General features: G+C 32.9%; 27 protein-coding genes. 9 read left to right on the forward strand and 18 right to left on the reverse strand.

What is annotated here, in order from left to right:
• Positions 1-185 precede the first annotated feature (185 nt).
• Positions 186-464, reverse strand: coding sequence for a YutD family protein (locus tag B7R67_RS13810; protein ID WP_088071343.1), 279 nt, complete (start codon positions 462-464; stop codon positions 186-188).
• Positions 465-556: 92 nt separating this feature from the next.
• On the opposite strand from B7R67_RS13810, the gene B7R67_RS13815 reads away from it, so the two are divergent.
• On the forward strand, positions 557-1171 hold the full coding sequence (locus tag B7R67_RS13815) for a YhcN/YlaJ family sporulation lipoprotein (protein ID WP_088071345.1): 615 nt from the start codon (positions 557-559) through the stop codon (positions 1169-1171).
• A 219-nt stretch (positions 1172-1390) separates the two neighbouring features.
• Here the strand turns inward: B7R67_RS13815 and lipA are convergent, their stop codons facing one another.
• Entirely contained in the window at positions 1391-2275 is an 885-nt protein-coding gene (gene lipA / locus B7R67_RS13820) for a lipoyl synthase (RefSeq protein WP_088071348.1), read from the reverse strand.
• A 191-nt stretch (positions 2276-2466) separates the two neighbouring features.
• Between lipA and B7R67_RS13825 the strand changes: the two genes are divergently transcribed.
• Positions 2467-3462, forward strand: a complete 996-nt coding sequence (locus B7R67_RS13825) for a M23 family metallopeptidase (RefSeq protein ID WP_088071349.1) — start codon at positions 2467-2469, stop codon at positions 3460-3462.
• 141 nt (positions 3463-3603) lie between these two features.
• On the opposite strand, the gene yunB is transcribed toward B7R67_RS13825, so the two are convergent.
• The 11 genes from yunB to sufC form a co-directional block, all read right to left on the reverse strand.
• Positions 3604-4416: a sporulation protein YunB gene (yunB, locus tag B7R67_RS13830; RefSeq protein WP_158095111.1), complete on the reverse strand. Its 813-nt coding sequence runs from the start codon at positions 4414-4416 to the stop codon at positions 3604-3606.
• Between the two features lie 129 nt (positions 4417-4545).
• Entirely contained in the window at positions 4546-5652 is a 1107-nt protein-coding gene (locus B7R67_RS13835; protein WP_088071353.1) for an HD-GYP domain-containing protein, read from the reverse strand.
• A 190-nt stretch (positions 5653-5842) separates the two neighbouring features.
• The gene (locus tag B7R67_RS13840; RefSeq protein WP_088071355.1) at positions 5843-6145 is read right to left on the reverse strand and encodes a YunC family protein; all 303 of its coding nucleotides are present in this window, start codon (positions 6143-6145) and stop codon (positions 5843-5845) included.
• A gap of 71 nt (positions 6146-6216) precedes the next feature.
• Positions 6217-7617, reverse strand: a complete 1401-nt coding sequence (locus B7R67_RS13845) for a bifunctional metallophosphatase/5'-nucleotidase (protein ID WP_088071357.1) — start codon at positions 7615-7617, stop codon at positions 6217-6219.
• Positions 7618-7635: 18 nt separating this feature from the next.
• Entirely contained in the window at positions 7636-8457 is an 822-nt protein-coding gene (locus tag B7R67_RS13850; RefSeq protein WP_088071418.1) for a sulfite exporter TauE/SafE family protein, read from the reverse strand.
• A 296-nt stretch (positions 8458-8753) separates the two neighbouring features.
• A complete protein-coding gene (locus B7R67_RS13855; protein ID WP_088071361.1) occupies positions 8754-9278 on the reverse strand; it encodes a DinB family protein in 525 nt (174 codons plus the stop codon).
• Positions 9279-9500: 222 nt separating this feature from the next.
• The gene (gene sufB / locus B7R67_RS13860) at positions 9501-10898 is read right to left on the reverse strand and encodes a Fe-S cluster assembly protein SufB (RefSeq protein WP_088071363.1); all 1398 of its coding nucleotides are present in this window, start codon (positions 10896-10898) and stop codon (positions 9501-9503) included.
• 47 nt (positions 10899-10945) lie between these two features.
• Positions 10946-11395 carry a Fe-S cluster assembly sulfur transfer protein SufU gene (sufU, locus tag B7R67_RS13865; protein WP_088071365.1) on the reverse strand — a complete coding sequence of 150 codons (450 nt, stop codon included), beginning with the start codon at positions 11393-11395 and terminating at the stop codon, positions 10946-10948.
• Positions 11385-12605, reverse strand: a complete 1221-nt coding sequence (locus tag B7R67_RS13870) for a cysteine desulfurase (RefSeq protein WP_088071367.1) — start codon at positions 12603-12605, stop codon at positions 11385-11387. Before B7R67_RS13870 ends, sufU begins: the two co-directional genes overlap by 11 nt.
• Positions 12605-13912, reverse strand: coding sequence for a Fe-S cluster assembly protein SufD (gene sufD / locus B7R67_RS13875; protein ID WP_088071369.1), 1308 nt, complete (start codon positions 13910-13912; stop codon positions 12605-12607). Before sufD ends, B7R67_RS13870 begins: the two co-directional genes overlap by 1 nt.
• A 19-nt stretch (positions 13913-13931) precedes the next feature.
• Positions 13932-14717 carry a Fe-S cluster assembly ATPase SufC gene (sufC, locus tag B7R67_RS13880; protein WP_056468759.1) on the reverse strand — a complete coding sequence of 262 codons (786 nt, stop codon included), beginning with the start codon at positions 14715-14717 and terminating at the stop codon, positions 13932-13934.
• 241 nt (positions 14718-14958) lie between these two features.
• On the opposite strand from sufC, the gene B7R67_RS13885 reads away from it, so the two are divergent.
• Positions 14959-15204 (forward strand): DUF2164 family protein, encoded by a 246-nt coding sequence (locus B7R67_RS13885; RefSeq protein ID WP_088071371.1) that lies wholly within the window; start codon positions 14959-14961, stop codon positions 15202-15204.
• A gap of 256 nt (positions 15205-15460) precedes the next feature.
• Here the strand turns inward: B7R67_RS13885 and B7R67_RS13890 are convergent, their stop codons facing one another.
• Complete coding sequence (locus tag B7R67_RS13890; protein WP_158095112.1) at positions 15461-16177, reverse strand: DUF3298 and DUF4163 domain-containing protein; 717 nt, start codon at positions 16175-16177, stop codon at positions 15461-15463.
• A gap of 132 nt (positions 16178-16309) precedes the next feature.
• Positions 16310-17428, reverse strand: coding sequence for a serine hydrolase domain-containing protein (locus B7R67_RS13895; RefSeq protein WP_235822168.1), 1119 nt, complete (start codon positions 17426-17428; stop codon positions 16310-16312).
• A 317-nt stretch (positions 17429-17745) separates the two neighbouring features.
• Here B7R67_RS13895 and B7R67_RS13900 point away from each other — a divergent pair, with 317 nt between their 5' ends.
• The 6 genes from B7R67_RS13900 to B7R67_RS13925 all read left to right on the forward strand — a co-directional run bounded on the left by B7R67_RS13900 (position 17746) and on the right by B7R67_RS13925 (position 23294).
• Positions 17746-17889, forward strand: coding sequence for a teichoic acid D-Ala incorporation-associated protein DltX (locus B7R67_RS13900; RefSeq protein WP_088071375.1), 144 nt, complete (start codon positions 17746-17748; stop codon positions 17887-17889).
• A gap of 13 nt (positions 17890-17902) precedes the next feature.
• The gene (dltA, locus tag B7R67_RS13905) at positions 17903-19417 is read left to right on the forward strand and encodes a D-alanine--poly(phosphoribitol) ligase subunit DltA (protein ID WP_088071377.1); all 1515 of its coding nucleotides are present in this window, start codon (positions 17903-17905) and stop codon (positions 19415-19417) included.
• Positions 19417-20568 carry a D-alanyl-lipoteichoic acid biosynthesis protein DltB gene (gene dltB, locus B7R67_RS13910; RefSeq protein ID WP_088071379.1) on the forward strand — a complete coding sequence of 384 codons (1152 nt, stop codon included), beginning with the start codon at positions 19417-19419 and terminating at the stop codon, positions 20566-20568. Before dltA ends, dltB begins: the two co-directional genes overlap by 1 nt.
• A 24-nt stretch (positions 20569-20592) precedes the next feature.
• Complete coding sequence (gene dltC / locus B7R67_RS13915; RefSeq protein WP_088071420.1) at positions 20593-20832, forward strand: D-alanine--poly(phosphoribitol) ligase subunit 2; 240 nt, start codon at positions 20593-20595, stop codon at positions 20830-20832.
• On the forward strand, positions 20829-22049 hold the full coding sequence (dltD, locus tag B7R67_RS13920; RefSeq protein ID WP_088071381.1) for a D-alanyl-lipoteichoic acid biosynthesis protein DltD: 1221 nt from the start codon (positions 20829-20831) through the stop codon (positions 22047-22049). The genes dltC and dltD overlap by 4 nt, the downstream gene beginning before the upstream one ends.
• Positions 22050-22322: 273 nt before the next feature.
• On the forward strand, positions 22323-23294 hold the full coding sequence (locus tag B7R67_RS13925) for a 2-hydroxyacid dehydrogenase family protein (RefSeq protein WP_088071383.1): 972 nt from the start codon (positions 22323-22325) through the stop codon (positions 23292-23294).
• 43 nt (positions 23295-23337) lie between these two features.
• On the opposite strand, the gene B7R67_RS13930 is transcribed toward B7R67_RS13925, so the two are convergent.
• The 3 genes from B7R67_RS13930 to B7R67_RS13940 are packed head-to-tail and all read right to left on the reverse strand — an operon-like array spanning position 23338 to position 25863.
• On the reverse strand, positions 23338-24156 hold the full coding sequence (locus B7R67_RS13930; protein WP_088071385.1) for a MetQ/NlpA family ABC transporter substrate-binding protein: 819 nt from the start codon (positions 24154-24156) through the stop codon (positions 23338-23340).
• A 23-nt stretch (positions 24157-24179) separates the two neighbouring features.
• Positions 24180-24848 (reverse strand): methionine ABC transporter permease, encoded by a 669-nt coding sequence (locus B7R67_RS13935; protein WP_088071387.1) that lies wholly within the window; start codon positions 24846-24848, stop codon positions 24180-24182.
• Between the two features lies 1 nt (position 24849).
• The gene (locus tag B7R67_RS13940; RefSeq protein ID WP_088071389.1) at positions 24850-25863 is read right to left on the reverse strand and encodes a methionine ABC transporter ATP-binding protein; all 1014 of its coding nucleotides are present in this window, start codon (positions 25861-25863) and stop codon (positions 24850-24852) included.
• Between the last annotated feature and the right edge of the window lie 36 nt (positions 25864-25899).

Consider the following 25899-nt stretch of genomic DNA (forward strand, 5'->3'; position numbering starts at 1 on the left):
AGAGTGGATAACCTTAAAGTTGTCCACTCTTTTTTGTGATTAACTCTTTACTTATGCACATTTTTGTTTAAAAATTCTAACTTATCCACAAGGTTCTTATTGTTTCAAAAAATCAAAAAATAGATTATCCACAAATTTCAAGTTCAATATTAGGAAAACAAAAGAAAAAATGATGGGTGATCCCATCATTTATTTTTTACTTTTTTAACGACAAAATATTTACATCCAAAATTACAGTATTCATAAATATATTCGCGCAATGTACTAATTTTTGAATCGTAAGGTACATTTTTTTGAGTATCATCAAAAAATCCTCTTAGTCTTAATTGTTCATAACCCCAATCCCCTACAATATAATCGTACTTTGAAAGGATTTCGGCATATCTCGCTTTGAAGGCTTCTTCATTAAACCCTTCACGGTAATCTTCAACTACTTCATAACAAATATTCTGTATGCAAACCAAATTGTATTCTCCTTCCTTTTACTCCCATAAATATGTAATCAATATTTTTGGCATACTAAGTTTACATTGATTATTAAAAGGTGGTATTTAATATGCGTAAATATTTAGTTTGTTTATTAGCTATATTTTTATTAACTGGATGTTCATTCGGTCCGAGCCATTCAAGACAGTTAGATTATAAAAATGTAACTTATCAAAATAATCATCGCACAAATCCTACACCAAAACAATTAAATACAAAACCAATGGATTTAGGCGATGTAAATGCAAAAATGACAAATAACTCTTACAAAGATTATGGCTTTTCTAGGCTACAAAAGCAAGATGTTTTAGGGAAAGATGGCAATTATACTTTAGCAATTGACAAAGCTGAAGTCGCAAATTTTATTTCTTACTTAGTTGTAAAGCTTCCAGATGTAGATGATGCGGCAACATTAGTAACCGATCAAGAAGTTTTAATCGGTTATCGATCAGACGGTAATAAAAAACTAGTTAGAAAACAAGTTGAAATAACAGCTCGAGCTGCTCTTCCTAGTTACTATCATATCTATACCTCAAATTCACTAAAAAATATCAATAGTATTGAAAATCTTAATAAATACGGACAGCTAAATGATGGGCAATTAGAGCAACAAATACAAGAATTAGCTAAAGGCTTTGATGTAGATAAAGTAAGTATGCATTATGATAAAATGATAAAAAAATAATCAATCGTAAAGAAAGTTCTCATTTGGTTTGAGAACTTTCTTTTTTAATTGTACAATTTGTTTACTGTATTGATTAAGTTGTGAATTTTGTTGATAAACGCTCTATTTATATTTATAAACTTTAGCATTTTGTTGATATCTTGATAAAATTAGTGGATATCCCATCTAAAGAGTAATAAAAAAGCACAAGAAAATTAATTTCCTTGTGCTTCTTCTTATTTAAGCTTGTTTAGCTGCAGCTACTTGCTCGTCTGCATGATATGATGAACGAACTAGAGGACCAGCCTCACAGTGTGAGAAGCCTTTTCCTAAAGCTATTTCTTTTAAAGCCGCAAACTCATCAGGCGTATAATATTTTTTTACAGGTAAATGTGTTTTAGTTGGTTGTAAATATTGACCCAATGTAATAATGTTTACACCTGCTGCACGTAAATCATCCATTGCTTCATAAATTTGCTCATTTGTTTCTCCTAAACCAAGCATAATGCTAGATTTAGTAGGAATATCTGGATTAATTTCTTTTGCTCTACGTAAAAATTCAAGTGATCTTTCATAAGTAGCTCTGGCACGAACACGTGGTGTTAACTCTCGAACTGTTTCAATATTGTGATTCATAATATCTGGCTTTGCATCCATTAACATTTTAAGATTTTCAAATTTCCCACCCATATCTGATGGTAAAACTTCAATCGTTGTAAATGGATTTGCTTTTCTTACTTCTCTTACTGTTTCTGCAAATACAGCAGCCCCACCATCTCTTAAATCATCACGAGCAACCGCTGTAATTACTACGTGCTTTAAGTTCATTTGAGTTACTGATTCTGCCACACGTACTGGCTCTTGTAAATCAAGCTCCGTCGGTAAACCAGTTTTTACTGCACAGAATCGACAAGCACGGGTACAAACCGCACCTAAAATCATAAAAGTAGCTGTCTTTCTTACTGCCCAGCATTCATGGATGTTTGGACAACGAGCTTCTTCACAAACAGTGTGAAGATTTTTTGATCGCATCATCTTTTTTAAATCAGTGTAAGATTCATTCGTGTTTAACTTTATTTTTAGCCATTCAGGCTTTCTCAAATATTCTTCTTTTTTCGATGCCATTTGAAATTCCTCCAACGCTTATTCGTTTACGACTTATTTCATTTTTTATTTTTTTCTTCCAATAGTTTATATATTACTACATTTTTCACCGATATGAAAAACTTTCGTTTCATTATCCCTATAATTTCCATTTATGAAAGTTGCTCCTTTAACCAAACTAAAGAAGAAAATCGAATTTAAGGGTGATGGTTATGAAAAAAATAATTGTACTTCTTTGTATGGTGGTCATGTTCATTACACCATCATTTGCAAATGGAGAAGAGATTAATCAAGAACAATTAAATAAAGATCGAATGGCTTTATATAAAAAAGGAGAAACTCTAACCTTCATACCATGGTACTATTTTGCTGCTATCGATACATATGAAAGAAATGTAAGAAGTGTAAGAAGAGACATCCCAAAACGCGAAAACGGTGTCCTTTCAATTTATATTAAGCCAGAAGATTGGAGTGGTATGTCAAATCCTGTTAAGGAAGATACGTATTCACCAACAATCCATTTATTTGGTGGAATTGGTATGGATGGGAATAATGATGGCAAAGCATCAATCCAGGATGATGAGGACCTATTATACACTTTTATTCACCGTTTAAATTTTTATGGACAGTCTAGAAAATATATTCGCATGATGCTATGGGACTATTATCAAAGAGCAATTACAGTTGATATCATTGATGAATATGCTCGTTTGTATCAATACTTTGGAAAATTAAATATTGAAGGTAATGCCTTCCCATTACCGATTCACAGTACACATAGCTATCGAAGTACTTGGGGTGCACCAAGAAGTTTTGGCGGACGAAGAGTTCATGAAGGGACAGATATCTTTGCAAATTATGGAACACCAGTAAGATCTACGTGCTATGGCATTATTGAGACGAAAGGGTGGAATCGAATTGGTGGATGGAGAATCGGGATTAGAGATTTAAATAATAACTATCATTACTATGCTCATCTAGGTGGTTTTAATAAAGATATACAACAAGGACAAGTTGTAGAGCCTGGTACACTCATTGGATACGTTGGAAGTACTGGATACGGGCCTCCAGGTACATCTGGAAAATTCCCTCCACATCTTCATTACGGTATTTATAAAGATAATGGCTATGCCGAATGGTCATACGATCCATATCCAAGACTACGCCTATGGGAACGCCAGGATCGAATCGCTTTAAATAAAAAATAATAGGTGATACTTCGGCTTAGTACCACTAATAATTAATACTAAGACGATTCTTCTTCTTCGTTAATTTATACTTTCTTAAAGGATAAAAAGGAAAGCAGACTAATTCGTGATAAATAAATTAGTCTGCTTTCTTTTTAGAACCTATTTTGAAGTCGAAGGAATTTGTTGGTTGTTCGGAGTAAATGGAATATAACTTGGGACTTCTCCATCTATAATTTCAGTAGCAATTGGGACTTCCACTTTCACTTTTGTTGATTTTGTACTAAAAGGGATTATGACATTCATATTTACTTCAACATGCATAATGATTTCAACTACTGAGTTATCAAATCCAAATGGTTTTACTTCTTGCGAAACATTTGCGACAGCATCACCTACTACAGAAAATCGAACAGGTATAGTAGGTCCTAATTTACCTAATAGTACTGTATTTGTAACAACACCTATTGGTACTTTCAAATAAAGCCCTTCTTTATCAGCATGCATTTTCTTCATTTCAGATTTCGATAGAGATAAAAAGGTTATATCACCATTTTCAACTCTCCGTATATCTTCTTCGACATGTTGAGTAGTAGAAGCAATTATCTTATTTATTAAATATGTATTCGTACTAATTACAGCTTTTCCATTTTCATCAACGTCTCGAAGGATAATATTTTGCCCTTTCAGCTCCTTTGAAGCTGATTCATATGCTTCATTAATGACTAAAGAAGCAATTCTTCTAGTTTGCTTCTCTGAATATTTTAAGATCGTCGGAGAGAAGATTTTATCAACCTGCCAAAATGCATAAACTGAAAAAACCAGAATACAAATCGCAATTAGAATGAATTTATTAGGGAGCTTTTTTCGAATTGATTGGAAAACTTGATTTGAACCAGTCTTAAAAACTCCAAATGTTTTTTTCTTAGAAACAAATTTACTTTTTGGAACACGTCTGTGTTTGAATCTTTTCATTGGATCCATGCCCCCTTACTAATGGGTATGCATGTCTTCGCTTGTTCATTCTAACAGTGTGTTTTAAAAACTTTGAACAATTTTTATGCTGATATATAAAAAAGATGCTCCAATTCTGGAACATCAAATTTATTGAAAAACCCTTTGTTTTAATGCAGTATCACATTCCGTTATGACTAAATTTAACTCATTATAAAGATTTACTTCATATGGAGTACTTAACTCAATACCCTGTTCTTCTATAATACGTATAATCGGACGATCAGTAGAAGCTGCATTTTGTCTTGCAACGATTCCACGTCTACCATCGTTTAATTGTACTGTTAATCCAGTAGGATAAATGGATAAAGAATCCCTGAATATTTGGACTAGCCTAGCGTCAAATAGTTTATCACTTCCGCAATATAATAATTCTAGCCCTTCATGTGGAAGCATCGCCTGTCTATAAACTCGATTAGAAGTTACCGCATCAAATACATCAGAAATGGCAATTATCTTTGAAAACAAATGCATATCCTTACCAAAAATACCTTTCGGATAACCACTTCCATTAATCCTTTCATGATGCTGTAATGCACAAACTGCAACAACAGAATGAATATTAGGAACTTCCCGTAATATTTCGTAACCAGCAGTTGTATGCTGTTTAATTACTTCATACTCATATTCAGTCAAACGATCTTTTTTATCTAATATTTGATTAGGTACGGCCATCTTACCAACGTCATGTAAAAGAGCACCTAGACCTAGTAAATCTAGCTGACTTTTATTTAAACCCAAATTCGTTCCAATTGCTAAAGAATACATTGTCACATTCAAAGAATGGGTAAAAATATACTCGTCATACGAGAATACGTCAGTAAGTAATGATAATACGTCATTATTTCCTCTTAGCTCTTTTAGTAGTGATTCAATAATTCCTTTAAGCTTTGGGGCAGACTTTTCTAATGATAACCATCTTAAGTGCAGTTCTTCGTTTTTAAATTTAACAAAGGCATCTTCAATTTTTTGGGTACTCTCAATTCGGAGTTCGTCTGAAATGGTCGCCTCTAATTCCAAACCTTCAGATAGAGGATCGTGTATAAATACATATGATATACCTAATTTATGTAGACGACTAATCATCATCTCTGTTAGTGGAACATTGGCATTTACTAATATTTTTCCCTTTTCATTTAAAATCGGTTTTCCTAAAATGGTACCCGGAACAAGAGCTGATGTCACGACAATTCTCATAGTTTTCTCCCTGATATACTTTTTAATTAAATATATGGTCCTTCAGATGAGCAAATTCGTGATGTCCTCTTATAATTGTCGTGTTGTTTTAGCACCTGAATACAAATTTAGATTATTTTTTACATTATACTATTTATAACGGTTAAATCGTGAAAAAATAAAGCCACTAAATAAAATTTAGCGGCTCTGGTTAAATCATTTTTAATAATGCGTCTCTTCCAATCATGCCTTTATGAATCCCTAATTTCTCAGCTTCAACCGTAATTGATTCCAAGGGCGCATTTAATAATTCTTCGATTGTTTTCACACCAACTGCACGGCCAGCAATGATTTGTCGATCACGCAATCTTTCGTTCAATAATCCTACATCCAATGCTCCACACATAATATACCCGTTATCGTTCATTACAACTAATAATGTAGTTTTTGGGAGTAAAACAGTAACCGCATTAAATGTATGATTATCTATTTTAATTGGGCTTAAATTGATCAAGTTCAACGCTCCTTTCTCATTCTAAAATATGAGAAAAAAACCAAATGTGAACCAGTTTCAGCTTGATTATTTTACACTGTTTTTAACGCCAAATATAACACATCTCGAATAAATTCAGGCATAAAAAACCTTTTATGTTGAGAATCACGGATTGTAGGAAATAAATGTCCAAACGTAAATAAATCTAACGTTCCAACTTCATAAATGCGATTTAGATCTAGCATTTGACCATTAACAAATAGATCCTCTTGATAAAAATGTCTCCTTTTCTCTCTATCAAGAATCGTTAAACCATCATAGACCATTTTTCCAATAACTTTTCCTCTAAAGCCAAAACCTTTCATTTTTAAATGCGTTAATTCTTTATCCTCGCCACGATTAATGACATCTAATAATTCCGAACCAGACAAATAAACAATACAAGGGTTGATAGGATGTGGACAAATTCGATGAATATGTCCTTTGTTAACAAGTCCCCTATTGAGGCCTTCAAGTAAAATACCTGAATTGATCATACTTATCTCTGATTTCGTCCATTGTCGTAATGCATTTGCTAATAATTTCGGTAAAGGAGACTCTTTAAACCAATTTACAGCTAGATTATTTGAAAGTAGTGTCACTGGCTCACTTAAAATTTCTTCGCTTAGTCGCATTAAATTAGACAAATTCATTTTTGTCATTTCATCTTGATAATATCTAGGCAATTTATGTACTTCTGTAACTGAGGCTTCAGCGTTAATTAAACGTTTTGTTTGCTTGTTCACTGACATTAAAACCTCTCCTAGATAGTTCCCATGCTTTCCAGTACCACACAATAAAGTTCCACCAGCATACTCTCCATTTGGAAACAAATGATGCGTATGCGCTCCTAGAATTATATCAATCCCAGAAAACTGCTCAGCAATTCTCTGATCGTCTTTCATCCCTAAATGCGAAAGAATAATAACAATATCCGACTGTGCTTTTACAATTGGAAGAATTTCTTTTAACATTTCAAATGGATCCTTAATACTCCATCCTAATGTTTCATAAAATACAGGATACGCAACTGTCAGTCCTATAACTCCAAGTTTTACACCTTGTCTCTCGTATATCTCAAATGGCTTACTTAAGCACTTTGTTCCTTCTGAAATCGTTAAATTTCCAATTAACACATCGAATTTCGCATCTTCATATAGATTTAATAACTCATCTTTAGATAAAGTAATCCCCTCATTATTCCCAATTGTTACCGCATCAAAAAACGCATCATTTAATAGTTTAACATTGCCTTTTCCTAATGTTGCCTCTGAAATAGGATGAAATCGATCAACAAAATCTCCAACATCAAAAGTAAGTGTTTCTTCCCCTTTCATCCTAGCTAGCTCTCTTTTAGACTTCAATAAACCTACAATTGATGGCCACGTTTCAAAGTGACTGTGAATGTCATTTGTATGGAACAACCGAATATTTAAAGTTTGATTTGTCTCCATTGTTCCACCACTCCTTCGTTAAATTTTCTCTATAATTATTTTTATGCTATATAATAGAACGACTAACCTTAAAATTAATGCAATTGTTTCAGTTTTTAATTTTTGATTAATATATGCCCCAATCTTCCCACCAAACCACGCGCCCGGGATTAGCAAGAGGATGTAATAGAAATTTACTTCTCCTAATGCAATATATGAAATTGAACTTCCAAGAGTAGTAAACATAACGACAAACATTGAAGTCGCTACAGCCAATTGAGGCGGAAAACCAAATAAAAATGCCATCATTGGTACTAACAAAATCCCTCCACCAATTCCAAACAAACCAGAGATAAAACCGACACAAATAGATAATAAAATTGCCAATGGAAGACTATAGCTATATGTACATGCTTCACCTTCATCATTTGTAAATGTTCGTATAATACCTTTATGTACTGCCTTTGGCTTTTTATTTAACTTAGAAGAAACAAATAAAAAAATTGAGATACAGAATAAAAATATACCAAAAATTAACGTAAAGCGCTCTGTATCTAAAAGTGTGTTTATATATGTACCTAATAAGCTTCCAGGAACACTACCTATTAAAAATAAAATTCCACTCCTATAATCAATCCGTTTTTGCTTATGATAAGTAAGTGTAGATGAAAGCGAAGAAAATACAATTGTTATCAATGACGTCCCAACTGCAACATGTATTGGTACAGTAGAAAAAGCATCTAAAAATCGATCAATATTAAGTAGCATTGGAACGATAATAATTCCTCCACCTAATCCAACTAATGAACCAAATGTTCCTGCAGCTAGCCCTATACTAACCAGTATAAGAATTTGTAGTATGATATCCAACCTAAATTTCTCTCCTTTATAAATACACTAATCCCATTTTTCTGTATGTTTTTAAATAATAGTTTAGCATAAAAAAGGACGTTACCTTAACGGTTAAACAAACTTTCTTCCTAACAATTTTCTTTACTTCACCTATCCCTTATCATTACTAGAACAACAATGGATGGCACAAAGGAGCTAAATAAATCAAAGAATCATTACAAAGAAAACAAGCCAATAGGAATTTTAACAATCCTACGGGCTTGTCTTTTTTACAATTAATCATGCTTATAATTTATTAAATGCCATTATTTTTTTAAAATACTTAAATTTACTTTCCAAGGTCCTACATCCGTTCTATATCTCTCAGCCATTACTCGTACAATTTGACTTATGTGAGTTAGATCATGCACGACATAAGTAGACAGTAATTCTCTTAACTTAACAGTTCCTAAATCGGGGTGGATCCCCTCAAAATCAAGATGCACTTCAGGGTCTATTAATGTTTGTAGTTTACGTATATTTTCCGTTCTTAAACTCTTGAATTCAAGTAATCTCTCTTCTATTGATCTCTCACTTTTTTCTTTTAAATGTGAAAAACGATCAAATGGAGGAAATTGCTTGCTCTCACCTTCGTTTAGTATGCAATTCAACCTTGGGATCCAATTCTTTTTTTCGCACTCAATGAGGTGATCAATCACTTCAGAAGCATTCCATGTTCCTTCACCTTCATTGCATTGTAACCAAGATTCAGACAAACCTGATAAAAATTGTTCTAATGTTCTAGGTGTTCTCTCTAAAACTTCAATTGCTTCCTTTAGGTTAAAATTCATAAAAATTCCTCCCACACTTAGATAAAAATTCTAAGACAACTTCCCATGAACTTACAAGTTAAATTTTACCATACTAATGGATTTTAACTAATATAAATACAAAATTTATATTACCTTTAAACGTTTACGGTCGATCTCATGACGATTAACAACATTAAAGATAAAATCAAAAAAAATAAGCCTGTTACCAAATGGAAACAGGGCTTATTTATATTTGATGGATTAACCAATTGAACCTTCCATCTCGAATTTAATCAGACGGTTCATTTCAACTGCATATTCCATTGGTAATTCTTTTGTAAATGGCTCAATGAAGCCCATTACGATCATTTCTGTAGCTTCTTGCTCAGAAATACCACGGCTCATTAAGTAGAATAATTGCTCTTCAGATACTTTTGAAACTTTCGCTTCGTGCTCAAGTGAGATATTATCGTTTAAGATTTCGTTATATGGAATTGTATCAGATGTTGATGCATTATCCATAATTAACGTATCACACTCAATGTTAGAACGTGAGCCAGCTGCTTTACGTCCGAAGTGTACAATACCACGGTACGTTACTTTACCACCATGCTTCGAAATTGATTTCGAAACGATTGTAGAAGAAGTATTTGGAGCTAAATGAATCATTTTAGCACCAGCATCTTGGTGTTGACCTTTACCAGCAATTGCAATAGAAAGTGTAAGACCACGAGCGCCTTCACCTTTTAAGATAACTGCAGGGTATTTCATCGTTAATTTTGAACCAATGTTTCCATCGATCCATTCCATTGTTGCGTTCGCTTCACATACAGCACGTTTCGTAACTAAGTTGAATACGTTATTCGCCCAGTTTTGAATTGTTGTATAACGGCAGTAAGCATCTTTCTTAATGATGATTTCTACTACTGCTGAGTGAAGAGAGTTTGTTGTATAAACAGGAGCTGTACATCCTTCAACGTAATGAACGTGTGCACCTTCGTCAGCGATAATTAATGTACGCTCAAATTGTCCCATATTTTCAGAGTTAATACGGAAATAAGCTTGTAATGGCGTATCTACTTTAACACCTTTTGGTACGTAGATGAATGATCCACCAGACCAAACAGCTGAGTTTAATGCAGCGAATTTGTTATCTGTTGGCGGAATTACTTTTCCAAAGTGCTCTTTGAAAATTTCTTCATGCTCACGTAAAGCTGTATCTGTATCAGTGAATAAGATTCCAAGATCAGTTAAATCTTGTTTCATACTGTGGTAAACTACCTCAGATTCATACTGTGCAGATACACCCGCTAAATACTTTTGCTCTGCTTCAGGAATACCTAATTTATCAAAAGTATTTTTAATTTCTTCAGGAACTTCATCCCAAGATTTTTCTGTTTTCTCTGACGGTTTTACATAGTAAGTAATTTCGTCAAAGCGTAGATCTGCTAAATCTCCACCCCATTGAGGCATTGGCATATCATAGAATAGTTGTAAAGATTTTAAACGAAAATCTAACATCCATTGCGGTTCGTTTTTCATGCGAGAAATTTCTTCTACGATTTCCTGTGTTAATCCACGTTCTGAACGGAAAATCGATACGTCACGGTCATGAAAACCATATTTATAATCACTAATATCTGGCAAATTAGTAGACATTATTCATACTCCCTTCTAATAGAAGAGGAGGATTAAATCTCAGAGGATTACTCCTCTGATTTTAAGCCCTTCTCCATCGCTTTCCATGCAAGTGTTGCACATTTAATTCGTGCTGGAAATTTAGAAACACCTTGTAGTGCTTCAATATCGTCTAAATCAATTGATTCATCATATTCTTTTCCAAGCATCATATCTGAAAATATTTGAGCAAGACTTAATGCTTCCTCTATTTTTTTACCTTTAATAGCGTGTGTCATCATTGAAGCCGATGCCATTGAAATAGAACAGCCTTCTCCGTCAAAACGAGCATCAGAGACAATTCCATCATCAACTTTCAAACGAAGCTCAATTCGATCACCACAAGTTGGGTTATTCATATTCACTGTTAAATCGTTTTCTGATATTGCACCTACACCTTTATTACGAGGGTTTTTATAATGGTCCATTATCACTCGACGATATAATGCATCTAAATCTATATTTCGATTAATAGACATCGCTAAAATACTCCTTCGTTTTTACTAGTCCTCTTACAAAAGCATCTACATCTTCTTTTGTATTATACAGATAAAAACTTGCACGAGCTGTAGCAGATACCTTTAACCATCTCATTAAAGGTTGAGCACAATGATGGCCTGCTCGAACAGCAATTCCCTCTACATCAAGTACAGTAGCAACATCATGTGGATGTACATCTTCCACATTAAAAGTAACTAAGCCTGCACGATGTTTTGGACCATAGATTGTAACGCCTTCAACAGTAGATAACTGCTCAAGAGCATAGTTAGCAATCTCATGTTCATGCTTTTCAATGTTATCCATACCGATTTCAGATAGGAAATCAATAGCAGCACCTAAACCGACTGCGCCTGCAATAATCGGTGTTCCACCTTCAAATTTCCAAGGTAGCTCTTTCCAAGTAGAATCTTGTAAGTCAACGAAATCAATCATTTCCCCACCAAATTCAATTGGTTCCATATTTTCAAGAAGATGTTTTTTACCGTAAAGTACACCGATTCCAGTTGGTGCGCACATTTTATGACCTGAGAATGCGTAAAAATCGCAATCTAAGTCTTGAACGTCAACCTTCATATGTGGAGTACTTTGTGCTCCATCAACTAGCATGATTGCACCATTTTGATGCGCAATCGCAGCAATTTCTTTTACAGGATTAATTGAGCCAAGTACATTTGAAACGTACATGATTGCAACTATTTTTGTATTTGAATTAATTGTAGCTCTTGCTTGCTCAACGCTAATTGAACCATCTTCTTCTAATGGTAAATATTTTAATGTTGCTCCAGTAGCTTTTGCAACCTGTTGCCAAGGAATGATATTGCTGTGATGTTCCATATAAGAAATCACAATTTCATCTCCAGCTTTTAGGTTAGTTCTTCCGTAACTTGCAGCAACTGTATTGATTGCAGTAGTTGTACCTCTAGTAAAAATAATCTCTTCAATTGATGATGCATTGATAAATTTACGAACTTTATCACGAGCTCCCTCGTATGCATCAGTAGCTTTAGTTCCTAGAGTGTGTACACCTCTATGAACATTTGAATTATATTCTCGATAATAGTTTGCAACAGCTTCAATAACTTGAACAGGTTTTTGTGAAGTTGCAGCGCTATCCAGATATACTAAAGGATGTCCATTTACTTCTTGATTTAATATCGGAAAGGCTTCACGGATTGATTTAACATCCATTACTTAACCTTCCTCTCAATAACATCAACAAGCATTTGTTTAACTTCTTCAATTGGTAATTCCGAAACTACAGGTGCTAAGAATCCGTGAATAACTAAGCGCTCTGCTTCTTTCTTCGGAATACCGCGACTCATTAAGTAGTAAAGTTGAGTTGGATCTACTTTACCTACTGATGCAGCGTGACCTGCCATTACATCATTCTCGTCAATTAATAGAATTGGATTTGCATCACCACGAGCTTTTTCACTAAGCATTAATACACGTGAAGTTTGTTGTGCATTAGACTTAGAAGCACCGTGTTCGATTTTACCAATACCATTAAAGATTGATGTAGCCGCATCTTTAGAAACACCATGTTTTAAGATCCAACCTTCAGATCCTTTACCAAAGTGAATGATGCTTGTAGTAAAGTTTTGAGTTTGCTCACCACGGCCAACAGTAACCATTTTCATGTCACCGAAAGAACCGTCTCCAATTAAGTTTGTTACATTTTCGAAAATTGAGTTTCCGTCGTTCATAAGTCCAAGCGCCCACTCAATTTTGCTATCGCGACCAGCGTGACCACGACGAACAACGTAAGCAGTAACACCTTTTGCTAAAGTATCTACTGCACCGTAACGAACTTTTGCATTGTCTAAAGTAATTACTTCTGTAACAACGTTTACAACTGCTTCATTTAAATCAGCAGATGTAGAAACATAGTTTTCTACATAAGTAACTTCACTGTTTGCATCTGCAACAACAAGAACGTGGTTATATGCAGGTACTTCTTCACCATCTACAACGAAAATTGATTGGATTGGTTTTTCTAATACAACATTTTTAGGAATGTATAAGAAAGCTCCCCCGTTAACTAGCGCTGCGTGTAAAGCAACTAATTTATTTTCATCGACTTTAACAGCCTCTGTCATAAAATATTTTTTCACAAGATCTTCATGATCTTTAATAGCAGTGTGTAAATCTACAAATAGTACGCCTTTTTCTTTCGCTTCAGAAGAAAGAGAGTGATATACAGCAGAACCATTGTATTGTACGTATACTGATTGATCAGCGTCTTCATTCATTAATGATGTTACTGACTCTGGTAATTGATCTTTTGTAGGAACATTTCCAGTTGTAACATTGAATTCTTTTCCAAAGAAATCCCATTTAGAGATATTCGTTTTATCTGGCTTTGGAAGAGAAAGTGATTCAGCTTTTGCAAGTGCATTTAAACGGAACTCTGTAAAATATGCAGGTTCATTTAGCAGTGCAGAAAGCTGCTTAACTGTTTCTTGACTAAATGGAATTGTAGTACCAGTTGTCATGAGAATCCCTCCTATCCGATTAAGCTTCTTGCCCAACAGTCTCGTCTTCGATACCTAATTCTTGTTTAATCCAGTCATATCCTTCAGCTTCTAAACGAGCAGCTAATTCAGGACCACCTGATTTAACAATACGACCTTGCATCATTACGTGAACGAAGTCAGGAGTAATGTAGTTTAATAAACGTTGGTAGTGAGTGATGATTAAGCAACCAAACTCTTCTCCACGCATTTCGTTAACACCTTTAGAAACAACTTTTAAAGCATCGATATCTAAACCTGAGTCAATTTCGTCAAGGATAGCAATTTTAGGTTGGATCATCATCATTTGAAGAATCTCATTACGTTTTTTCTCTCCACCAGAGAATCCTTCATTTAAATAACGTTGAGCCATTTCTGGATCCATTTCTAAGAATTCCATGTTTTTATCTAAAGTACGGATAAATTTCATTAAAGAAATTTCATCGCCTTCTTCACGTCGTGCATTCATAGCAGAACGTAAGAAATCTGCGTTTGTAACTCCACTAATTTCACTTGGATATTGCATTGCAAGGAAAAGACCCGCTTGAGCGCGCTCGTCAACTTCCATCTCTAAAACATCGTTGCCATCAAGTTCGATGCTACCACCGATTACTTCATATTTAGGATGACCCATAATAGCAGAAGATAAAGTTGATTTACCTGTACCATTTGGTCCCATGATTGCGTGAATTTCTCCACCTTTTACTTCAAGGTTTACACCTTTTAAAATTTGCTTTCCTTCAATCGCTACTTGAAGGTCTTTTATTTTTAATGTAGAAGCTCCCATTTTACACCCTCCATAATCTTACAAATAAAATTCTATAAAATAGAAAATGGCTATTTTAGTTCATTCTCATTTTATTCTCATTCTAATCTTAAAGCAATTAAAAAGTATTTTCAAGCTGTGCACTATTTTACCAAAAAAGTTTTTAATCAAGTAACTATTTTTGCAAAATAAGAATGAACAACGATACTATATAAATAGGAAATAATATAATCTTATATCACAAATGAAAAGAGGAGAATTTATGTCTAAATCAACTAAACTTTCATCCGAACAGCAAAAATTTGCTATTCACCAACTTCAAAAATATTTCATGCAAGAAAAAGATGAAGAATTAAGTGAATTAAGTTCAATGCTGCTATTGGACTTTATTACAGAAAAACTTGGTCCAATGTTCTACAATAAGGGGATAGAAGACTCGCAAAGATTTATGTCCGAACGCGTCGAAGATCTTTACGCATTATTGTTGAAAGAGCAGATTGAAGATTAAATTCAAACTATTTTTTCTTGTACATACTCAATTTAGATTATTCAATATTTAATTAGTTGTTCAACTTATTCTTCTATTGTTAAAACAAAACAATATTCTAATATAGACTCTACCATTATTTGCGAAAATGTCTCATTTCATTAATCAAATTATTAATTATCTTAACGCTCAAATAACAAGCGATCTTCAATACGTGTTGAAAGCAATTTAAAAAACGCATCAGCTGTTGCTAATGCGTTTTTAAGTCACTCTTCTATTATTGATAGACCTGAAGTGGGATAAATGCTTCAGGCATACCCGCTGCATATGCAGCTACTTCATATTCTTTAAATAATAGTTTGATTCCCGCGTGGTCAAATTGCCATAATCGATTTTTATCATCTAAGTTAATCTCATTTGGTGATTTAATTAAAACATATCCTTTATATTTCTTTTGTAATTGTTGATAAGCATACTCTTGAACTGCTTTTGTATTTCCATTTATTAAATCAGAAAGCTGAACAATATTCCCTGTTTTAACATCAAAGTTAGTTGTCGTTCCTACTGTCATTCCGTGGGCCCCACCAGTATATAAATACTCTTTATAAATGACACTTAATTTATCAAGATTATTATATGGCACTTTATAAGTAAATACATATTCATACGGTCTCCATGGTCCTTGACTAGCATTCCATTTATTTTTAGCTTCCTTTTCATCTTCAATCAGCTTAAGTCGATTATTATTGGCTAATTCAGCACCTTGTTTTAAGGTAAGATTAATTTTCTGCTCTGCGTTTGAATTAGAAGCACCACTTATTTTGGGGTACCTAATAGGTGAATTTTCTATTTTTTGTTCACTGATTTTAATGTGTCTAATTAAAGAATCCTGCTTGTTAAGGTCTCTTGTTTCCGCCTCAACATATTTCGTAGAACTTAAATGTATACTATTAATCAACATACCTAATAAAAAATAATATATTAATTTTTTCATTAAACTCCTCCTACTATCTTTATCAAAAATAGTATGAGTATCTTTAACCGTAATTATGATTGTTATTACCATTCAAACTAGGTTTAAAAAGAACTAATATACTTTGAATACCGAACTTAAACGGAATCAATTTTAATTATTTACTGTTTTTAATAGCTTCATTGCAATATCAAATGTAGTTGGTTGCATTTTTTGACTATTAGTAAAAACAACAACGTACGTTTTTGAAACTGGATCGAAGACGTTCATACAATCGATTCCTGGTACTACTCCATGATTATATAAATACTTCCCTTCGTTATAAAATCCATATGCATAATGGTGCTGATATGGCTTCGCGAATTGTGAAAAACTTGTTTTAGAAAATAGCTTATTAGAAATGATTGCCTCGTCCATTTTTTGAATCCCGGTAACAGTACTATAAATATCACCACATCCTAGTAAGTAACTAAAATTTGGGATGCGTAACGGATTTGTTGCGATTGTATATTGAATAAGGTGATATCCTTTTGCTATGTTTTCATTTTTATAAAAATTATTACCTTGTCCAATTTCATTAATATTTCCATGTTCAAAAATATGTTTATTAACATATTCTCCGTAAGACATTCCAGATACTTTTTCAACAACATAAGCAAGTATCATGTAGTTTGTGTCATTGTAATCCCATTTAAAAACTGGTTTATAATGACGATTCGTCTTCACTATTTTATTCATTAAATCTGTAGATGAAACTGTTTTATTTAACTCTTTTTGAGCTTTAATTCCCGAAGTATGTGAAATTAAATGAAATAATGTTAGCTTTGATCCATTAGGAAAATTCGGTATATATTTCGAAATTGGATCGTTAAAAGAAATTAATCCTCGTTCATGTAATTGCATTAATGAAGTTGATACAAAAAATTTAGAAATCGAGCCTATTGGATAATATGTACCTGTTGTATTAGGTAAATTATTTTCTAAGTCTCGATAACCATAACCTTTCATTAGAATAGTAGTCCCTCTTTTCTTTACGAGAACCACACCATTAAAATGAATTTGTTGGAGATATTGATCAACTTCGTCAGAATTTTTATTTCCTATTTTATTATTGATACTAACGGAATCCGATTTATTAGCATTCGTTTGCTCTGAAGAATAATTATTCCTTTCATTACTAAACGCACGATGAATCGAACTCAAACTACTAAGAGGAAAATAAATAATCGCTGTTATGATACTAAGAACTAATAATAAATAAATTTTTTTCATCAATTCACCTGATCCCCTTATATGTAATCTTATTGTATTAAAATTTATTATTCATTCAACCCTTTAATATTGTCTTTTCTGTAAAATATTTTCAGATAATATCTGTCTGCTTTTTAATAAAAAACATAAATTTGCCTATTTACTTTATTTGTATTTATATTAGAACGTTTAAATACTTAAATTTTGATTAAAAAAATTTTATCCTTTTTTAAACAATTTATTATCTAAACATAATTTAAAAACGGCTTCAGTTAATCTTTCATCTATTTTTCGGTGTTATAATACCTCTAACTAAAAATTAAGAAAGGTGAAAACAAATGGATAAGTTCCATATTTTTCATTCAAAAACCTTAAGATTTATTTTTTATACAGCCTTTTATTTCTCAATCTTACTAGCGTTACTTTATTTATACGGATTCAAAGATTCCTATACAGGCACTTTTATCTATAATGATTTTTAGGAAGTGAAAAAAGATGAAATCAATTATTGAACAAATAGATCAATGGGCAATTCATACCCCTGAAACGATTGCATTTCAAAACAGTGAAAGTTCATTAACTTATAAAAACTTAAAACAACAATCAGATGCACTTGCAAACTGGATAGTAAACAACAACTACTCGAATAATCCGATTATCGTTTATGGCCACATGCAGATTGAAATGATTTCAATTTTCTTAGGAAGCGTCAAGGCAGGTTGTGCATATATTCCAGTTGATGAGTCGATTCCATTTGAGAGGCTCAAAAAAATGATTGCTAATTCAGGTGCTACCTTACTAATCACTCCTAGTGAGAAGTTGGAAATAGAGATAGATTCTATCACAGTCATAAAGCCTGATGAGCTAAAAAGTATTCTTAGCTCGACTACATTAAACAGTCCTTTAACTGAGACTTTCGTTAAAGATGATGAATCATTTTACATTATCTATACTTCAGGTAGTACAGGAGATCCAAAAGGAGTACAAATTACGGAAAGAAACTTACGTAGTTTTTCTGATTGGATTTTGAAGGATTTTCATTTACAAGAAGGTCAACGATTTTTAAATCAGGCTCCATTCTCATTTGACTTATCAGTAATGGATATATATCCATCATTATTATCAGGTGGGACACTTATTGCTGTAGAGAAATCGTTCATTGAGCGTCCAAAAGTATTATTTGAATTTTTAATGGAAAATGAAATTGAAGTGTGGACATCTACACCTTCCTTTGTTGAAATGTGTATGATGAATCCTAACTATAACGAAGAATTATTACCTAATATAAAGACATTTCTTTTCTGTGGGGAAGTACTTTCAAATAATAGTGCAAAGCAGCTTTTAAATCGTTTTCCAAACGCATCAATTTACAATACTTATGGACCGACAGAAGCAACAGTTGCAGTAACATTTGTCAAAATTACTGAAGAAATTATCAACCAGTATTCTCCATTACCAATTGGTGTCCCAAAAGAAGATACTAAGATTTATATTATGGACGAAGATGGAAATGTACTTCCTGATGGAACAGCAGGAGAAATCGTTATAGTAGGCCCAAGCGTTAGTAAGGGATATTTAAATAACCTAGCAAAAACTGATGCTGCATATATGCAAATTAATGGAATGCGTGCATACAAAACTGGTGATTCAGGCTACTTTGAGAATGGGCAATTATTCTATAAAGGGAGAATCGATTTTCAAGTTAAGCTGCACGGTTATCGAATTGAGATTGAAGATATAGAAAATAATATTCGAAAATTACCGATCGTTCATTCTGCAGTAGTATTACCGGAAATGAAGGACGGGAAATGTATCGATTTACATTGCTTAGTAGTTGTTAAAGAGCATGATTTTGAAAAGGAATTTCATTTAACGCGTTATTTAAAACAACAATTAAGTAACTTTATGCCGTCATACATGATTCCAAGAAAATTTAGTTACTTAACAAGTTTACCGATGACAACAAATGGAAAAGTTGACCGTAAAAATTTAATGGAGCAGATCTATTAATGATTCCGTATAGTACTTTTACATTTTTTGGTATTTTGATTATTCTACTTATCCCTACTGTCATAATGGGCTTTTTAGGAAAAAAACTAGCAAACTATACAACTTTTTTATCGTTTGTATTTTTGTTAATTGTCTTTTCCTCAAGTAAACAACAAGCACTTTATTTAGTAGCCTATATACTCTGGGTATCAATTTTAATAAAATGCTATAGTGCATATCGAAAGAAAGCAAATCATTCATTTGTTTATTTTTTGTGTGTCTTTTTATCAATCTTGCCGTTAATAATTGTTAAGCTATCACCTTTTTTTGAAAGCACAACACTTGTTGGATTTTTAGGAATTTCTTATTTAACTTTTAAAACAACTCAAGTGATTGTCGAAATTCGAGACAAAAGTTTAAAAGAAATAAGAATGATAGATTTCTTAAGATTTTTATTGTTTTTTCCTACAATATCTTCGGGTCCGATCGATCGCTTTAGAAGATTTCAACAAGATTATACAAAAGGCTTAACAAGAACAGAGTATCAAGAGTATTTTCAAATTGGAGTTCATAAAATTTTCATTGGGTTTCTTTATAAATATATAATCGGATATTTGATAAACAAATATTTTTTAGAAACACCTTTCGTTTTGGAGCATACATTTGTATCGAATCTAGCTTATATGTATGCATATAGTTTGTACCTGTTTTTTGATTTTGCTGGTTACAGTGCATTTGCCATAGGAGTTAGTTATTTAGTAGGTATTAAAACGCCAGAGAACTTTAATATGCCGTTTATTAGTAAAAATATAAAAGATTTCTGGAATCGCTGGCACATGAGTTTATCATTTTGGTTCCGAGATTATGTGTATATGAGGATTGTATTCTTTCTGACTAAGAAAAAAACAATAAAAAGTAGAAGAACAATTTCATATATTGGATACTTTTCATTATTTCTTTTAATGGGCGCATGGCATGGCATCCAATTAAATTATCTACTTTACGGCTTATATCAGGCTATATTAATGTGTAGTTTTGATTGGTTTGAACAGTACAACAAGAAACGAAAAATTTGGAAGAATAATAAACTAACACACGTTTTATCCATTATTATTACGTTCCATTTTATTTGTTTCGGATTTTTAATATTTTCAGGACATTTAGTTAATTAAAGGAGTTTTATTATGAATATTACAATGGAAAATTTAAGAGAAGAAGTTTTAAAAATTTTAGCTGAATTATGTGATACTGAAGAGGTAATCGAAAATCCAGATATTCATATTTTTGAAGAAGGATTATTAGATTCTTTTGGAACAGTAAATTTATTAGTAGAAATCGAAGAGCAACTAGGTATCGATATTACAATTTCTGATTTTGATCGTGAAGAATGGGCTACACCAAATATGATTATCTCTATTTTAGAGGCTAGAAAATGAAAAAAGCGCAATTTTTTGGGATGATAACAGCTATTTTTATTTTCTGTCTAGCTTTGTATCTTCCAAATTCTTTTTACGAACTATTTATTTCAAAAGATCGATTAAATAATACGGCTGCATCATTAAACCCTAAAACATTTCAAGGTGTGTTACTTCAAGATAAAATGCTAAAAGACCCTAAATTTTTACCAATTTTCGGGTCTTCCGAGCTTGCCAGAAGAGATCCCTTTCATCCATCTAGATTTTTTATGGGAGAAAAGGATGAATTTACTCCTTATCTAATTGGAAGAGGAGGCTCACAAAGTCTCGTTCATTTTCTTGATTTAGCTTCTTTAGGAGATAGCATAAAAAATAGAAAAATTGTATTTGTATTATCTCCACAATGGTTTATCCCACGTGGAATTGATGATACTCATTTTTCACCTAACTATTCAGCGCTTCAAACTTATTCTTTCGTTCTTAATAACACAATAAATAGTTCTATAAAGAAAGAAATTGCAAATAGACTTTTACAACGTTCTATTGTTAAAAAAGATCCTTTACTTGTTACACAACTGCAGGCTCTAACATTAAATAACAAAAAAATTAAACTAGAGGCAATGGCTGAAAAGCCCCTTGTTTACACATACTTTAAAATACTCGAAAAGAAGGATCTTTTTGAGACCGTCATACTCGATCCAGATAAAAATTTCCGTTTAAAAAAATCTAAATATGAAGATTTATCTTGGGACCAGGTTACGAAAGCCGCCGATAAGATCGGACAACGTGAATCAACATCAAATCAATTCGGTATTATTAACAAATACTATAAAAAACATATTCAAAGTCGCCTTTTGGCACTAAAAGATTACAAGCGAAATAGTAACTATGGGGTATCACCTGAATACGATGACCTTCAAATGGTATTAGACCTATTAAAGAAGGAACATACAAAAGCTTTATTTATCTCTGTTCCTGTAAACGGTCAATGGTATGACTACGCTGGATTCCCTAGAGAAGGTAGAGAAGTTTATTACACTAAGGTCAAAAAGCAAATTGAAGACGCTGGTTTTCAAGTAGCTGACTTTTCTTCACATGAGTATGATGAGTTTTTCTTAAAAGACACAATTCATTTAGGTTGGAAAGGCTGGGTATATGTTGATCAATCTTTGAATAAATTTTATTCGGTAGATCAACGCCCTCACCCACCGGCAAGTTTAAATCATAGATATCAATAACATTGGAAAATAGGAAGGGCAGGATTGAGGGTAGAATGAAAAGATTATTTTTTCTATTCCTTTATTCCTGCTCTTAATCTTTTCCTATCTGCTGCTTTTCCTCTCTTTTCCTTAAACCTGTATTTAAAATCTCAAACTTACCTCCTCCCCATCAAAACAAATATAAATATATTCTCTAAACTGCCAAATACTAAATAAACAAATACTTCCACATAATTTATAATGAAAAAGTAAACACACTACTATTTAAATTGTTGAAAGAAGGTATTAATCTTGGCTCGAATTTTAGTTACTGGAAAAATTCCAGAAATAGCTGAACAATTATTAAAAAATCATGATGTTACCGTTTATGATAATGAGAAATTAATTACTGAAGATGAATTATGTGAACTGGTCGGCGAAGTAGATGCGATTTTAAGTTTACTATCAACACCGATTAGTAAAAAGGTCATTGATGCAGCTAAAAATGTGAAAATTATTGCGAATTATGGTGCTGGATTTAATAATATCGATGTAAGCTATGCAACAAGTAAAGGGATACATGTAACAAACACTCCTTTTGTTTCTACCGATGCAACAGCTGAATTAACATTCGCAATTCTTCTAGCGGTTTCTAGACGAATCGTTGAAGGAGATGAGCTGTGCCGAAAGAGAGGATTTGATGGATGGGCTCCATTGTTCTTCAGGGGAACGGAAGTATCAGGAAAGACGCTTGGTATTTTTGGTTTTGGTAACATCGGTCAAGCTGTTGCTAAGCGTGCTAGAGCGTTTAACATGAAGATTATTTACCATCAGCCAAGACAGTTAAGCAAAGAATTTGAGCAAGAATTGAATGCAAACTATGTTTCTTTTGAAGAACTAATAAAAGCTTCGGATTATATTACACTTCATTGCCCATACAAACCTGAGCTTCATCATTTATTTGGAAAAGATGAGTTTTCAAAAATGAAGGATACCGCTTATTTTATCAATGCTGCTAGAGGTCCTTTAGTTAACGAACAGGAATTGGTCAATGCATTGAAAAATGGGGCAATATCGGGTGCAGCCTTAGATGTATTTGAATTTGAACCAGAAATAACAGAAGAATTAAAGTCACTTTCGAATGTAGTCTTAACGCCTCATATTGGAAACGCTACATACGAAACGCGAGATGCTATGTCAGAAGTAGCTGCTAAAAATATTATTGAAATTGTAGCTGGACGACCACCGATTTCACCTGTAAATCAAGTATATGTAAAGAATTAAAAAGAAAAACTCTTAGTTAGACACTAAGAGTTTTTTTACCATATTATTCACTTACAGGTACGACAGCACCTTTATACTTTTTAATGATGAAATCTTGGATTTGTTTTGAGTGTAATACTTTAACAAGTTCTTTGATTTCTTTTTTATCTTTGTCACCTTTACGAACTGCAACGATGTTTACATATGGAGATTGTTTACCTTCTAATGCAATAGCATCTTTCATTGGATTTAAACCAGCATCAATTGCATAGTTTGTGTTGATTAATACTGCGTCACCTTGATTGTTTTGGTAAACTTTTGGAAGCATTCCAGCATCAACATTCGCTTCAAATTTTAAGTTCTTTGGATTTTCAACAATGTCTTTAATTTGAGCAGAAGTAGGATCTACCCCAGCTTTAAGCTTAATTAAACCTTCTTGTTGTAATAGACTTAACATACGACCGTGATCTGCTACAGAGCTACTCATGATAATTTTAGCTCCTTTTGGTAGATCCTCTAGGCTCTTATATTTTTTAGAGTATACACCGATTGGCTCAATGTGGATTTTACCTGCAATTTCAAATTTATATCCATTTTCTTTCATTTGTCCTTCTAAATAAGGAATGTGCTGGAAGTAGTTTGCATCTAATTCTTTAGATGCTAATGCTTTATTTGGTAACACATAGTCTTGGAATTTAACGATTTTTAAATTAATTCCTTCTTTTTTAAGAATAGGTTTAGCCTGTTCTAAAATAACTGCATGAGGTACATTTGATGCACCAACAACTAATTCTTTACTAGATGAGTCTCCACCTTTGCAAGCAGCTAAAGATAATGCTAAAACGCCTGCTCCTACTATTCCTGCAATTCTTTTGAAATTCATTTTCTTTTCCTCCCTAATATAAGTTAAGCTCTTTTATCTATTTTTGATGTTGCTATGTCACCAATAAATTGAAGAATAAATACGATTAGTAGAATGATAACCGTAGCAACAAAAGTTACTTGGTTATTCGATCTTTGGTAACCTTCCATAAATGCTAAGTTACCAAGTCCGCCTCCACCAACTACACCAGCCATTGCCGTATAACCAACAATTGCAATTGTAGTAACTGTTAATCCTGAAATAATTGCTGGTAATGCTTCTGGGATTAAAACTTTTACGATAATTGTAAATGTACTTGCACCCATTGCTCTTGCTGCTTCAATTACCCCTTTATCAATTTCACGTAATCCGATTTCTACCATTCTTGCATAGAATGGTGCAGCACCAATTATTAATGCTGGCAATGCAGCTTTTGCTCCAAGCATTGAGTTAAGCAAAAATAAAGTAAATGGAATTAATAAAATAATTAATATGATAAACGGTATTGAACGAAAAATATTTACGAACGCAGATAGGATTGTATTAAAAAATTTATTTTCTAGAAGTTGATCTTTACTAGTTAAAAATAAGAATAATCCAATGATTAATCCAAACACGAACGTAGCAAGTGCAGCTATTATTGTCATAAATAATGTTTCTTGAGTTGCTAAAAGCATTGTATCCCAATCAACATTCGGAAAAAGTTGTGTCATGTTATGCTACCTCCACTTCAACTTGTTTTGATTCTAAATAAGTAATTGCTTCTTTGATTTTATTTAATTCTCCTACAAGTTGAATCTTCATTGTTCCATAAGAACCTTCAGCAGTTTGAACAATTTTCCCTTGCAAAATGTTAATTTCAATATCAAAGTGCTTTACTACATCTGATATATGTGGCTGATCTGCCTGGCCATTTTTAAATGTAAGCTTGTAAGTATTATCATTTTCCACCTTTTTGTAAAATACTTCAGCTTCTAACTCCTCATCGGTACCTTTAATTTGTGTTACAAATTTCTTTGTAATCGATTGTTGCGGATGAGTAAATACATCAACTACATTTCCTTCTTCTACTACTTTTCCATTTTCCATTACCGCAACACGTTGACATATTTTTTGGATAACATGCATTTCGTGGGTAATTAAAATGATTGTAATGCCAAGTTCCTTATTAATATTCGTTAATAACGAAAGTATTGAATCAGTTGTTTCTGGGTCTAATGCAGATGTTGCCTCGTCACATAAAAGGACATCAGGGTTATTTGCAAGTGCTCTGGCGATACCTACACGTTGTTTTTGTCCTCCACTAAGTTCTGATGGATAAGCATTTTCTCTGCCCTCAAGACCTACTAGTTTAATTAATTCTTTAGCACGATTAATGCTTTCATTCTTTGGTATTTTTGCAATTTCAAGAGGGAAAAGTATATTCTCTAAAACAGTTCTAGACCACAATAAGTTAAAGTGTTGAAAGATCATCCCTATTTTCTGTCTAGCTTTTCTTAATTGGCTAGATGAACATTTCGAAATTGATTGACCATTAATAATAACTTCACCTGATGTAGGCGTTTCAAGTCCATTCAGCATTCGTAATAGCGTACTTTTCCCTGCACCGCTATATCCGATCATGCCAAAAATTTCTCCAGCTGCAATCGATAACGAAACATCTTGTACCGCGGTAACTGTGCCTTTTTTACCTTTGTATGTTTTACTTACATTATTTATTTGAATCATACACTTGTTCTCCTTTCAAAACATTCTAACAACTCA

It is taken from the genome of Gottfriedia luciferensis, from assembly GCF_002156865.1.
In the GTDB taxonomy this organism is placed as follows: Bacteria; Bacillota; Bacilli; order Bacillales; family Bacillaceae_G; genus Gottfriedia; species Gottfriedia luciferensis.